Source organism: Hyphomonas sp. (genome assembly GCF_965284475.1).
Classification (GTDB): Bacteria; Pseudomonadota; Alphaproteobacteria; order Caulobacterales; family Hyphomonadaceae; genus Hyphomonas.
In genome coordinates this window covers 1525150-1536648 of sequence record NZ_OZ260087.1, presented here as the reverse complement: position 1 = coordinate 1536648, position 11499 = coordinate 1525150, and the positions used below count along the sequence as shown (strand labels likewise).

Annotated in this window: 12 protein-coding genes; 4 read left to right on the top strand and 8 right to left on the bottom strand. The window is 62.1% G+C overall.

Features of this window, described 5'->3' with window-relative positions:
- Positions 1-38: 38 nt before the first annotated feature.
- Positions 39-1055, bottom strand: coding sequence for an aldo/keto reductase (locus tag ACQ66M_RS07305; protein ID WP_430402840.1), 1017 nt, complete (start codon positions 1053-1055; stop codon positions 39-41).
- A gap of 74 nt (positions 1056-1129) precedes the next feature.
- Positions 1130-2800: a tetratricopeptide repeat-containing sulfotransferase family protein gene (locus ACQ66M_RS07300; RefSeq protein ID WP_430402838.1), complete on the bottom strand. Its 1671-nt coding sequence runs from the start codon at positions 2798-2800 to the stop codon at positions 1130-1132.
- A gap of 93 nt (positions 2801-2893) precedes the next feature.
- Here ACQ66M_RS07300 and ACQ66M_RS07295 point away from each other — a divergent pair, with 93 nt between their 5' ends.
- Positions 2894-5395: a TonB-dependent receptor gene (locus ACQ66M_RS07295; protein WP_430402836.1), complete on the top strand. Its 2502-nt coding sequence runs from the start codon at positions 2894-2896 to the stop codon at positions 5393-5395.
- A 48-nt stretch (positions 5396-5443) separates the two neighbouring features.
- Here the strand turns inward: ACQ66M_RS07295 and ACQ66M_RS07290 are convergent, their stop codons facing one another.
- Positions 5444-5953 (bottom strand): prolyl-tRNA synthetase associated domain-containing protein, encoded by a 510-nt coding sequence (locus tag ACQ66M_RS07290; RefSeq protein WP_430402834.1) that lies wholly within the window; start codon positions 5951-5953, stop codon positions 5444-5446.
- A gap of 59 nt (positions 5954-6012) precedes the next feature.
- On the opposite strand from ACQ66M_RS07290, the gene ACQ66M_RS07285 reads away from it, so the two are divergent.
- The gene (locus ACQ66M_RS07285) at positions 6013-6747 is read left to right on the top strand and encodes a DUF6065 family protein (protein ID WP_430402832.1); all 735 of its coding nucleotides are present in this window, start codon (positions 6013-6015) and stop codon (positions 6745-6747) included.
- A gap of 149 nt (positions 6748-6896) precedes the next feature.
- Here ACQ66M_RS07285 and hisE read toward each other — a convergent pair whose 3' ends face one another.
- Together hisE and hisF are read right to left on the bottom strand one after the other, a co-directional pair.
- On the bottom strand, positions 6897-7253 hold the full coding sequence (hisE, locus tag ACQ66M_RS07280) for a phosphoribosyl-ATP diphosphatase (RefSeq protein ID WP_430402830.1): 357 nt from the start codon (positions 7251-7253) through the stop codon (positions 6897-6899).
- A gap of 10 nt (positions 7254-7263) precedes the next feature.
- Positions 7264-8022 (bottom strand): imidazole glycerol phosphate synthase subunit HisF, encoded by a 759-nt coding sequence (hisF, locus tag ACQ66M_RS07275; RefSeq protein WP_430402828.1) that lies wholly within the window; start codon positions 8020-8022, stop codon positions 7264-7266.
- An 86-nt stretch (positions 8023-8108) separates the two neighbouring features.
- Here hisF and ACQ66M_RS07270 point away from each other — a divergent pair, with 86 nt between their 5' ends.
- Together ACQ66M_RS07270 and ACQ66M_RS07265 are read left to right on the top strand one after the other, a co-directional pair.
- On the top strand, positions 8109-8849 hold the full coding sequence (locus tag ACQ66M_RS07270) for a M24 family metallopeptidase (RefSeq protein WP_350173166.1): 741 nt from the start codon (positions 8109-8111) through the stop codon (positions 8847-8849).
- A gap of 259 nt (positions 8850-9108) precedes the next feature.
- A complete protein-coding gene (locus tag ACQ66M_RS07265; RefSeq protein ID WP_350173164.1) occupies positions 9109-9303 on the top strand; it encodes a hypothetical protein in 195 nt (64 codons plus the stop codon).
- Between the two features lie 52 nt (positions 9304-9355).
- Here the strand turns inward: ACQ66M_RS07265 and hisA are convergent, their stop codons facing one another.
- The 3 genes from hisA to hisB form a co-directional block, all read right to left on the bottom strand.
- The gene (gene hisA, locus ACQ66M_RS07260; protein WP_430402826.1) at positions 9356-10093 is read right to left on the bottom strand and encodes a 1-(5-phosphoribosyl)-5-[(5-phosphoribosylamino)methylideneamino]imidazole-4-carboxamide isomerase; all 738 of its coding nucleotides are present in this window, start codon (positions 10091-10093) and stop codon (positions 9356-9358) included.
- A gap of 89 nt (positions 10094-10182) precedes the next feature.
- The gene (hisH, locus tag ACQ66M_RS07255; RefSeq protein WP_430402824.1) at positions 10183-10824 is read right to left on the bottom strand and encodes an imidazole glycerol phosphate synthase subunit HisH; all 642 of its coding nucleotides are present in this window, start codon (positions 10822-10824) and stop codon (positions 10183-10185) included.
- Between the two features lie 15 nt (positions 10825-10839).
- Positions 10840-11436 (bottom strand): imidazoleglycerol-phosphate dehydratase HisB, encoded by a 597-nt coding sequence (gene hisB, locus ACQ66M_RS07250; RefSeq protein WP_430402822.1) that lies wholly within the window; start codon positions 11434-11436, stop codon positions 10840-10842.
- Positions 11437-11499: the final 63 nt, after the last annotated feature.

Genomic DNA, 11499 nt, shown 5'->3' with positions numbered 1-11499 from the left:
GGCGCCGACAGAAGCGCCCGGGAGTTTTTTTTGATGCCTCAGCCCATCGGGTAGAGGATATCCTTCGACACGGCATCGACAGCGTCCATCACGTCCTGGCCGAGCGTCATGTCGGCAGCGGCAAGGATCGGCGCGAGCTGGTCCTGCCGGCTGACGCCGACAATGGTGGATGCGACGAAATCGTGCTGCTTTGACCAGGCTGTCGCAAGCGTGACCGGCGACATGCCCGACTCTTCGGCGATCACCATGTAGCGCTCTGTGGCGGCGAGCGACTTTTCGTTGACGAAGCGCTGAGCCATCAGCGTGTGGCGGCCGCCCTTGTTGATATAGCTGGAGAATCGTGCGCCTTCGGGCGTTGCGCCGCCATTGTACTTGCCGGACAAAACGCCGCCGGCGATTGGCGAATACGGGATCAGGCTGACGTGCTCGCGCTTGCAGATATTGGCAAGCTCGTCTTCAAAGCGCCGGTTGTTCATGCTGAAATTGTTCTGGATCGTCTGGTAGCGCGCCGTACCGAGCCGGTCGGCCGTTGCGAGGCTTTTCATCAGGCCCCAGGCATTTTCATTGCTGCAGCCCACAATCCGTATGAGGCCGGCGCGAACCAGTTCGTCCAGGGTTTCCATTGTCTCGTCAAAGCCGGTGCCATGGTCGGGCCAGTGCGTCTGGTAGAGGTCGATATAGTCCGTATCGAGGCGCTCGAGGCTCGCTTCCACGGCGCGGGTAATGTTGTGGCGGTCCATCGCCGTCATGCCGGCGCGCTGTGAACTCTTGATCCATCCGTGCGACGGGCCGGACACTTTGGTAGCAATGATCAGGGAGTCGCGGTCCTTGGTTTTCATCCACTTCCCGACGATCTCTTCGGTGCGCCCGGCCCATTTGGGATCCGGCGGCACGGGATAGTTTTCCGCCGCATCATAGAAATTGATGCCGGCATCATAGCACGCGTCGAGAATGCGCAGGGCTTCCTTCTCGTCGGTTTGCGACCCGAAGGTCATTGTGCCCATGCAGATGTCGGATACATAGATGGCGCTCTTGCCAAGACGACGTGTTTTCATGCTTTCCTCCCCGGAATGTCAGATTTCCGGACAAGCGTAACGGCAATTTCCGCTGGCACCATAGGCGCGGGCCGTCAGAGCGCGCGTTCCCCAACGGAAATACAGCCTGCAGCTTCAAGAATGTCGAGTGCCTCCGCCATGCCGGGGGCGTAGCGTTTCCAGCGGGCCACGGATCCCCTGTAGAGTGGCTGTCGTACCTGGGCCGCGCTGGCCGTTGCGACGGGCGCCGTGTTTTCGTGGAAATCGAGGCAGGCGGCTTCGAAAGGGAGACCGCAAAAATCCAGAAGGCGACGGGTCTCACCCTCGATATCTGCCACGACGTGCTCATAGTGAACGTCGCAATAGCGATCGGCGGGCAGTGCGCGGGCAAAGTCGGCCATCATGCGGTCGAAGCCGACATAATAGTGCGCCGTTGCTGCCAGGCTGTAGGCGTAGTTGTAATAGGAGAAGCTGGTCGCGAACATCTGCCGGTAATTGCTCAGGACGGTATCAGCCGGATGCCGTCGCAGGCAGATGACCCGTGCGTTCGGCAGGGCGGACAGGATGATCGGGGTGTAGAACGCATTGAGAGGCATCTTGTCGATGAATCGCCCGGACAGGCCCTGTGTGCGCGATACGCTGTCCATATATGTCCTGCCGAGCGCGGCAAGATCCACCCCGGCAGTGGCGAGCAGGGTTTCCGGATCCAGCACATGGTTCGATCCTGTCGCGGCCATCCGTTTCAGGATGAGGCCGAAATCCGTCAGCTCGCCGGCGGATGTCACCGCACTGTGGCTGGACAGTATGCGGTCTACAAGTGTGGTGCCGGTGCGCGGCATGCCGACGATGAAGATGGGCTGGGCGCCCGTGTGCCCTTTCGTGTTCGTCAGCCGGGCAGGCAGGCTGCGCGCGGCGTCAAACAGTGCGGCATCGGCGGACGGATCGTGCCGGATGGTCGCGCGCTTGCCAGCCTTGGCGCGATGGAGCCATTCCAGCGCGTCGGCCGAGTGGCCGAGATCCTCATGGGCCTTGGCGAGGGCGTGTCCGATGCGCAGGGCGTCGTCCGGATCCGTTCGGGTTGCCTTGAATGCGGCTTCCAGCTCGGAAACCATGTTTTCCTGCTCCGTCTGGCGCGTGATCTGGACAATCGAGGACAGTGCGCGCGTTTCCAGCGGGTCGGCTTCAAGGCACCGGCGATAGGCCTCGCGTGCCGCGGCCATGTCGCCAAGGAATTGCAGCGCTGCGCCGTGATTATAATGGTAATTGGCGACGTCCGGCGCCTTGCGGGCCGCTCGTGCATAAAATGGCGTGGCACGCGCATGCAGGCCAGCCCTGCTGTAGACAACGCCGAGCGTGTCCAGGGTGTGTGCGTCTGTCGGGAAGAGCGCTGCAGCGGCATTTGCTGCATGGAGCGCTTCTTCCCGATTTGAGCGTGCGATCTCGCTGCGCGCGCGCTGCGCGAATGCTGGCGCATGATGCGAGTCCAGCAGGGTGGCGCGCGTGAACAGTTCGATCGCCTTTGCATGATTGCCGTGGTCAGCCGTGAGGATACCAAGCAGATAGTAGGCCTGCGCCGATTCCGGATTGCTGTTCAGTTCCTCCAGGCAAAGTGCGTGTGCGGGTTTATACGCCTTTGCGGCGAGAAGACGCTCTGCCTCTGCCAGACGGGCGCTTCCTGACTGTGAACGCGATGTGTTGATCAGGGCGGTTGTCCTGTTTTTGGGCAGAAATTTCAGACTTTGCCCATTTTGGCGCGCCTTTTCCAAAAAGAGAAGCCTGCGGTGACGCCTTCTTGCGCCCGATGAGACGGTTGAGACTAGTTTAATCGTGAGGCGGGAACACTGATGAGGAATCGAACAATGAAAATGTTACTTCTGAAGACGACCAGCGCTCTGGTGCTTGCTGCGGGCGCGGCTCTTGGTGCACAGGCACAGGAAGCGGTCGACGAAACGGAACTGCGCGCGCAGACGATTACTGTAACGGCAACCCGCCGTGCCGAGAGCGTCCAGGATGTTCCCCTGAACATCGCAGCGGTTGGCGGCGAGCAGATCGAGGAACAGGGCTTTGACGAACTGGCGGACATACTGGCCTACGTTCCGGGCATCAACGTGGTTGACCGCGGTGGTCGCCAGGGCAACCCGATCATCGTGCGCGGCCTGAACGCTGACGGCCTCAGCTCGGGAGATGGCAACAATAATGGCGGCGGTACGGTTGCAACATATGTCGGCGAGATTCCGCTATATGTCGACCTGAAGCTCAACGACCTTGAACGGGTCGAGGTCCTGCTTGGGCCACAGGGAACTCTCTATGGCGCCGGCACGCTCGGGGGCGCCATTCGTTACATTCCGAAGAAGCCGGACTTTGCTGGCGACTCGCTGGACATCCGCACAGAGGTTTCACAATATTCCGAAGCAGACGATATCAGTTACGAAGCCGGCCTGACTTTCAACAAGGCGCTGACGCCGCGTTTCGCGATCCGCGGGTCGGTCGATTTCGAGAATGATTCAGGCTTCACCGATTACCCGTTCGTCGTGCGGGAGATCGGTGTGTCAGATGCCGATCCGGATTTCAGCGACCCTGCGGATGTGGCTGCCAATGTTCGCCGGGTGAATGACGCCGACGGTGAAGAAGTCATTTCGGGACGTATCGCGGCGCGCTGGGAACCGACCTCCTGGCTTGACGGCACACTGACCTATTATCTTCAGAAGTCGGACATTGAGGGCCGGCGCGGTTCAAGCGCGCGCTCGACTGTCCCGGCGGGAAAATACGAACTTGCCAAAAGGGTCGAAGAACCGAACGAGATCACCAACCAGCTACTCGCACTGGAAGTTGTTGCGGATCTCGGTTTTGCCGAGCTTACATCGGCAACCGGCCTTTCGCGGTTTGATGATGATGGACAGCGCGACCAGAGTGACCTGCTGATTACGCTGGAATACAGCTATGAGGCTTTCCCGAGCTTCACCTCATTCACCCACGAGAAGGGAAGGGAGAATACGTTCAATCAGGAAATCCGGCTCGTTTCGACCTCCGACAGCCGGTTCAACTGGATTGTCGGCGCGTTCTACAATGATGCTGACGTTACATCCTATTCGCAGGAATACACGCCGGGCTATGCAGCCTATGTCGGTTTCGACCGTCCCGATGATCTCGAATATTATTCGCAATTCTATTCGAAGCTGAAGGAATCGGCGATTTTCGGCGAGATCGGCTATGACATCACTGACAAATGGAGCATCACTGTCGGGGGTCGTTACTACAAGTATGATCTGGAATCCTTCAGTGACGTTGATTTTCCCCTGTTTGATTCGGGCCCCGATTATCTCATGCCGGTGGGCATCAGCGCGATGGAAGACAGCCTGAAAGCTGACTTTGCCGCCGGGAGCCCGAACGGGACGGAGCGGACGTCACAGTCGGACAATGGCACCTTGTTCAAGTTCAACACATCCTATCAGGTGACGGACGACCTGCTGACCTATTTCACGCTCTCCGAAGGTTACAGGATCGGCGATTCGAACGGCATTGGAGTCTGTCCGGAGTTCGATCCACTGGACAATCAGCAGGGCGCCTGTGCCTTGCTGCCGGGCCAGCAATTCGGGGCGGGACCGAATGATGTCTCTACCCGCGATGAAACCCAGTACCTTCCGGACACGACGACGAACTACGAATTTGGTTTCAAGTCGACCCTGGACGGTGGCCGGATCACGCTCAATGGCGCCGTTTACTATGTCGAGTGGAGTGATCCGCAACTCTCCTCGGCAACGATCAATGCGTCACTTCCGATCAGGGTCAATGCGGATGGCGCCGAGTCCAAGGGCGTCGAATTCAACGGTAGCTGGCTGGTGAGTGACGCCCTTTCGCTTCGCGGCAGCTACAGCCACACCGAAGCATCGCTCACGGCGCCGGCCCCGGGTCTGGTCGGCACGATCTCACCGCCCGGTTTCGGCAGTGTGCTGCTTGACGGCCGCGACGGTGACCGGTTGCCGGGGTCGCCGGAGGATCAGTTTGCGGTGTTCGGTACGTATGTTCATGCACTGGCGAACGGCAAAGAGCTGACCTTCAACGGCGGATATGCCTGGCAGGGCGACGTGCTGACCCGCACCGGCGGCCTTGGCGACGGCGTTACGCTGGACAGCTATGGCGTGGCCAATGCCTCGGCCGAATATGATGCCGGGCCGTGGCAGGCGACGCTGTTCGTGAACAATGTGTTCGACGAGTATTACGAGACTGGTGTGGTCGGGACGCCCCTGTTCAACCAGGTCCTGTCCGATGATGATGGCGGGCCGGTCTATGTTCGCTCGTTCTACACATTCGTGGGTGCGCCGCGCACGATCGGAGTTCGGCTGAACTACAGCTTCAAGTAGCGCGCAGCGAAACCCGACTCCGGAAGGCCGCCTGACAGGGCGGCCTTTTCACGGGACCTGCTGCTGGGATGCGAAGTCAAACAGTTCGCAGTCCCGCCCGGTGGACTCCACAAATCGCCTGAAATCATCCCGCGATATGGCAGTTGTGGCTGTGTTCGTCAGGGGATGGAAATTGACCGGATCGGCCGCAAACAGCGCGGCGTCGGCAATGAAGCGCACCTTGCAGGCCGTGTCATTCATCAGGGCAAAGGCCGTGACGGACCCGGGCGTGACGCCCAGCAGCGCCAGCATGTCCTCCGGAGAGCCGAAGGAGAGGCGTTTGGTGCCGATATGGCGATGAAGCTGGTTGAGGGCGATTTGCGCGTGCGCCTCGGCCGAGATGAGGATGAAAGCGCCGTCCTTGTCCTTCAGGAACAGGTTCTTGGTGTGGACGCCCGGCATGGCCGCCTTCAGGTCCAGGCCCTCATCGACGGTGAAGACCGCCTCGTGCCAGTGCGTGCGGTGCGCGATGGCGTGATCATCAAGATAGGCGAACAGGTCTTCAGGGCTTGCGGTCATCCTGCACTTTGGGCCAAGACTTGCCCAGAGCGTCAAGCCTTCCGGAGAGTTTTATCCCCATGCGCCTCGAATGCTACAAGATACATGATGTTGCCCCGGAGATCGTGCCGGGCCGCAGCCAGCGCGATTGGATGGATGCCTTCCCGGACCGCCACCCCTATCGCTGCCTGCCGCTGACCATGGCCAATTCCACGGGCTGGGAAATCCTCTGCCCGATGGATATCAAGATCCAGTGGAATGGCGGGCCGAAGAAAGAGGATGTCAATTTCCTCACAACCGGTGACCCGGCAGCCATCCCGAGCTTTGCCGACAGCCATTTCATGCGCGGTATCGTCACCTTCCATACCGGACACCTGTTCCGCACGCCGCCTGGCTGGGGCGTGTGGGCGACGGGCGCGCCGAACTGGCCGAAGGACGGCATTTCGCCCCTGACGGGCCTGGTTGAGACCGACTGGCTGCCCTTCCCGTTCACGATGAACTGGGCGATGACGCGGCCCGGCGAAGTGATCTTCCGCAAGGGCGAGCCATTCTGCTTCATCACGCTGATGGAGCATAAAAGGCTGGAAGAGATCACCCCGGAACGCAAGGCAATGAAGACGAATCCCGAGCTGGTGAAGGAATATGACGCCTGGGTGGCCAGCCGGTCTGACTTCAACACCCGCCTGGCCACTGGCGAGGAGAAGGCGATGAAGGAACGCTGGCAGCGCCATTACATGAAGGGCCAGAAGGTGACGGGCGACAAGGCCGATGCCCACCAGACCAAGCGCCGCTTGAAGCCCGTGAAAGACATGTAGAGCCGCGCCGCATCCGGGGGAAACGCGGCGCACGAACAGATGCACGGAAAAAGCACGGATGGTGCACGGACGTTTCGTGCATGTGACGAAGCGGGCCCTCACCTCCCATCACCCTGCGATGGGCCCCTCCTCTCCCGGAGGGAGAAGGGTTAGTCTGGCTTCCGCGATGCTTTCTCGGCGAGGCCGCTGGCGCCCTGGCGGGCTTCCAGCTTTGCTGCGACGGCATTGAGCGGGACGCCGCGTGCGCGCAGGCCGACCATGAGATGATAGATCACGTCGGCAGCTTCTGAGGCGACATGGTCGTCGCTTTCGCGGATTACCGCCTCTGCGAGCTCTGCGCCTTCCTCGGCAATCTTGGCGGCGACGACGTCCGGTCCTTTGGCGAGGAGGCGGGCGGTCCAGCTGGTGCCGGAATCACCTTCAAGGGCGCGCGCGTCGATCGTGCCGGAGAGGTGTTCGAGGGCGGCGGCGAGGCGGGTGAGGGGGCCGAGCGGGGGGCGGGTCATGGGAGAGCTCCTAAATCGGGCGCACCGGAGCGCCCGCTTGGTCGAGGGCGGCGCGGGCGTCGGCGATGGTGGCTTCGCCGAAATGGAAGATGGACGCGGCGAGGACAGCGCTGGCGCCGCCTTCGAGAATGGCGGGGGCCAGGTGATCGACATGGCCTGCGCCGCCGGACGCGATGACGGGAATGTTCACGGCGCAGGAGATGGCCTTCAGAAGGGCCAGGTCATAGCCGGATCTGGTGCCGTCGCGGTCCATGCTGGTGAGCAGGATTTCGCCTGCGCCGCGCTGTTCGGCCTCAATCGCATAGGCGACCGCGTCGATGCCGGTCGGTTCGCGCCCGCCATGGGTGAAGATTTCCCATGTCTCGCCGGTGCGGCGCGCATCGATGGCGACGACGACGCACTGGCGCCCGGCCTTGGCGGCGCAGCGGCTGATCAGGGAGGGGTCTGCCACGGCGGCGGAATTGATGGCCACCTTGTCGGCGCCCGCTTTCAGCAGGGCGACCAGGTCTTCCGCGCTGCGCACGCCGCCGCCGACGGTGAGTGGCATGAAACAGGCCTCTGCCGTGCGGGTGACAATATCGAGCATTGTGCCGCGGCCTTCATGGCTGGCGGTAATGTCGAGAAAGCAGAGCTCGTCAGCGCCCTGTTCATCATAGGCGCGGGCGAGTGCGACGGGGTCTCCGGCATCGCGAAGGTCAACGAAATTGACGCCCTTCACGGTGCGCCCGTCTTTCACGTCGAGGCAGGGGATGATGCGGGTCTTGAGCATGGGAGGCGTGTAGCGGGGATGAGAGAGCGGGGGAAGATGCCGGGCACGCGATTTGACATATAAACGAATGTTGATATGTTTCGCCGATGACTCAGGTTTCAGAGACAGACACCGCGCGCTGGCAGGCGCTGACCCATGCCGAGGACAGGGCCCTCACCCTGTTCGATGCCATTGAGGCGGCGGGCATTGTTGCGCCGGGGCGCAGCGAGGCGGAGGTGGACGCCGACATTACCGCGCTGGCGCTGGAAAAGTTCGGCATCGAACGCCACTGGCACAGGTGCAATGTGCGTGCAGGCGCCAATACGGTGACCACGTTCCATGACAACCCGCCCGTGCGCGTGATTCAGCCTGAGGACACGGTCTATGTTGACCTTGGCCCGGTGTTCGAGGCCTGGGAGGCCGATGTCGGGCGCACCTATGCGGTGGGCCAGGATGCGGCAAAGCGGGCGCTGGTCGCGGCGCTGCCCGTGGTGTTCGAGGCGGTGCGGGCCAGGTGGCTGGCGGCGCCGGACATGACGGGGGCGGATCTTTATGCGCTGGCCTGCGAGACAGCCGCCGCGCATGGCTATCATTTCGGTGGGGCGATTGCGGGGCATATTGTGGGCGAGTTTCCCCATGCCGTGTGGCCCGGTGACAAGGACCATTCCCGCATCAGCCCGGCCAATTCCACACGCCTCACCGACCCCGACCATCTCGGCCGCCCGCGCCACTGGATCCTGGAGATTCACCTTCTGGAACCGGGGCGCCAATGGGGCGGGTTTTATGAGCGGTTGTTGAGGGAGTCGGGGGCACCGGCCGAGTGTGATTTCAAACGTTCGGAAAGTTGATCGCCTTCGAGGTGATAAAATGCCCTGAAAAACAATGTGAACGATTCGGGGAGAACGGGAACAAATGGCAGAATCTCTTGGAATCTCTGCGGCAAGTCAGCCGCGATGCAGTCAGCCTCTGCGTTCAAGAACTTGCTGAAGAGATTCGCGCAACGGACGCCTAACGGACCTTTCATGGAAAAATCGGTCGTTTTCGGCTATGCTTGGTTCAGGCGCAGCGGATGACTGCGCGGGGATGAAACAGTAGAGGAGACATGTGATGGACCTCAGGATCACCGAGATCAGGGCCGCAGACGCGATCAGCCATGACAGCGCCGAGGATGCGAGCCGCCGGGCGGCGAAGCTGGCCCGGCTGAAGGAACTGGAGACCGCGCCCGACGCGCCGGAAAGCGACATGGCCCATGCGCTGCGCACGCGGCGGCGGCTCAGGAAGAGTTTTTCGACGAAATTGTAGGCGTGCACGGCTCGCCTGTCGACTTCGCTCAGGGTGAGCCTGTTCTGCAGGGTTAGGAGGCCGCTGCGATGGCCTCTGCGGCGACGATATCGCCATCATACAGCGCGCGACCCAGGATGGTGCCGGAGACGGGCGTGCCGGGCGCGGCGCGTAAGCTTGTGATGTCGGCGGTGCTGGCGACGCCGCCGGAGGCGATGACGGGGATGGTGACGGCATTGGCGAGCTGGCTGGTGAAGGCGACATTGACTCCGGTCTTCAGGCCGTCGCGGCCGATATCGGTGGCGATGATGGCGGCGACGCCGCAGCCCTCGAAGGCTTTCGCAAGCTCGACGGCGGGCATGTCGCTGGTCTCGGCCCAGCCCTCGACGGCTACAAGGCCATCCTTCGCGTCAATGCCGACAATGATGCGGCCGGGCAGGGCGCGGGCAGCGTCTTTCACCAGCTGCGGATCGCGCAGGGCGGCTGTGCCGAGGATGATTCGGGCGATACCGGCCTCAAGCCAGGCGTCGATCTGGGCGCGGGTGCGGATGCCGCCGCCAAGCTGGACGGGGGCGGGTGTCGCCGCGAGGATGGCCCTGACGGCCTCGGCATTGGCCGACTGGCCGGCAAAGGCGCCGTTGAGGTCCACCACATGGAGGTGGCTGAACCCGGCCGCGTGGAAGGCGGCGGCCTGGTCGGCGGGGCTGTCATTGAAGACGGTGGCCGCATTCATCTCGCCGCGCAGGAGGCGCACGCACTGGCCGTCTTTCAGGTCGATGGCAGGGTAGAGGATGAAGGGGGGCTGGGTCATCAGGTTTCCTTAGCGCTCATCCTGAGCGAAGTCGAAGGATGGAGGCGGGCGCGCGGCTCGTCCGTCGACTTCGCTCAGGATGAGCCTGTCTATGGCTGCCATTGCAGGAAGTTGGCGAGGAGCTGGAGGCCGACGCGCTGGCTCATTTCCGGGTGGAACTGGGTGCCGAAGATATTGCCGCGGGCGACCGCGCTGGTGAAGGGCGTGCCATAGGTCGTGGTGGCGGCGATATCGGAGGGCTGTTCCGGCGTGAAGGCGTAGGAATGGGTGAAATAGGCGTGCGGCTGGTCGCCGAGGCCGGTGAGCAGGGCGTGGGGGCGAGGCAGGGCGAGCTCGTTCCAGCCGACATGCGGCACGCGCAGGCCCGGGCCGGGGTCGATACGGTCGACGACGCCATGGATCCAGCCGAGGCCGCGCGTCTCGCCATCCTCAAGCCCGAAATCAGCGAGCAGCTGCATGCCGACGCAGATGCCGAGGAAGGGCCTGCCTTCATTCAGCACAGCGGTTTCGAGCGCGTCGACGAGGCCCGGCCGGGCGTGCAAATTGGCGGCGCAATCGCCGTAATGGCCGACGCCGGGCAGGATGATGCGGTCGGCGCGAGCGATGGTTGCGAGATCGTCGGTAATGGCGACCTCGACCGCGATATCGGTACGGCGGGCGGCCTCGTTCAGCGCGCCTGCCGCTGAATGGACGTTTCCGGAGCCGTAATCGATGAGGGCGACCAAGTTCATGGCCGCGCGTTTAGGCTAAAGGCTGCCCTTCGTCGAGGCCGGTTTGCCGTCAAGTTTTGCGTCAACCGCGATGGCGGTGCGCAGGGCGCGGGCGGTGGCCTTGTAGCAGCTCTCGATAATGTGGTGGCTGTTCTCGCCATAGAGGTTTTCCACGTGCAGGCACATGCCGCCATTGCCGGCCAGGGCGTGGAAGAATTCCTTGAACAGTTCGGTATCCATCTCGCCGATCTTGTCGCGGGCGAAATTGACCTTCCAGATCAGGTAAGGACGCTTGCAGAGGTCAAGGCTGGCACGGCTCAGCGTCTCGTCCATCGGGATATAGGCGTGGCCAAAGCGGGTGATGCCGGCAAAGTCGCCGAGCGCCTTGAGGATCGCCTGGCCGATGACGATGCCAGTGTCTTCGACAGAATGGTGCATGTCGATGTGCAGGTCGCCCTTGCAGCGGACGGTCAGGTCGATCGCGGAATGCTTGGAAAAGCTTTCCAGCATGTGGTCGAAGAACCCGATACCGGTTTCGATATCGGATTTGCCTGTGCCATCGAGATCGAGGGTGACCGAAATATCGGTTTCCTTCGTCTTGCGGGCAACGGTGGCTTTGCGGTGCTTAATCATCTGGAACCATATAGTGCGCTGTATCCACGACAGCTAGCGCGTTTTGTTCACTGATTTCTAAAC

What these genes read in the sequence shown, in the direction of transcription:
- ACQ66M_RS07305 (WP_430402840.1), bottom strand. Translation starts at nt 1,055, where the DNA reads ATGAAAACACGTCGTCTTGGCAAGAGCGCCATCTATGTATCCGACATC.
- ACQ66M_RS07295 (WP_430402836.1), top strand. Translation starts at nt 2,894, where the DNA reads ATGAAAATGTTACTTCTGAAGACGACCAGCGCTCTGGTGCTTGCTGCG.
- ACQ66M_RS07290 (WP_430402834.1), bottom strand. Translation starts at nt 5,953, where the DNA reads ATGACCGCAAGCCCTGAAGACCTGTTCGCCTATCTTGATGATCACGCC.
- ACQ66M_RS07285 (WP_430402832.1), top strand. Translation starts at nt 6,013, where the DNA reads ATGCGCCTCGAATGCTACAAGATACATGATGTTGCCCCGGAGATCGTG.
- hisE (WP_430402830.1), bottom strand. Translation starts at nt 7,253, where the DNA reads ATGACCCGCCCCCCGCTCGGCCCCCTCACCCGCCTCGCCGCCGCCCTC.
- hisF (WP_430402828.1), bottom strand. Translation starts at nt 8,022, where the DNA reads ATGCTCAAGACCCGCATCATCCCCTGCCTCGACGTGAAAGACGGGCGC.
- ACQ66M_RS07270 (WP_350173166.1), top strand. Translation starts at nt 8,109, where the DNA reads ATGACTCAGGTTTCAGAGACAGACACCGCGCGCTGGCAGGCGCTGACC.
- ACQ66M_RS07265 (WP_350173164.1), top strand. Translation starts at nt 9,109, where the DNA reads ATGGACCTCAGGATCACCGAGATCAGGGCCGCAGACGCGATCAGCCAT.
- hisA (WP_430402826.1), bottom strand. Translation starts at nt 10,093, where the DNA reads ATGACCCAGCCCCCCTTCATCCTCTACCCTGCCATCGACCTGAAAGAC.
- hisH (WP_430402824.1), bottom strand. Translation starts at nt 10,824, where the DNA reads ATGAACTTGGTCGCCCTCATCGATTACGGCTCCGGAAACGTCCATTCA.
- hisB (WP_430402822.1), bottom strand. Translation starts at nt 11,436, where the DNA reads ATGATTAAGCACCGCAAAGCCACCGTTGCCCGCAAGACGAAGGAAACC.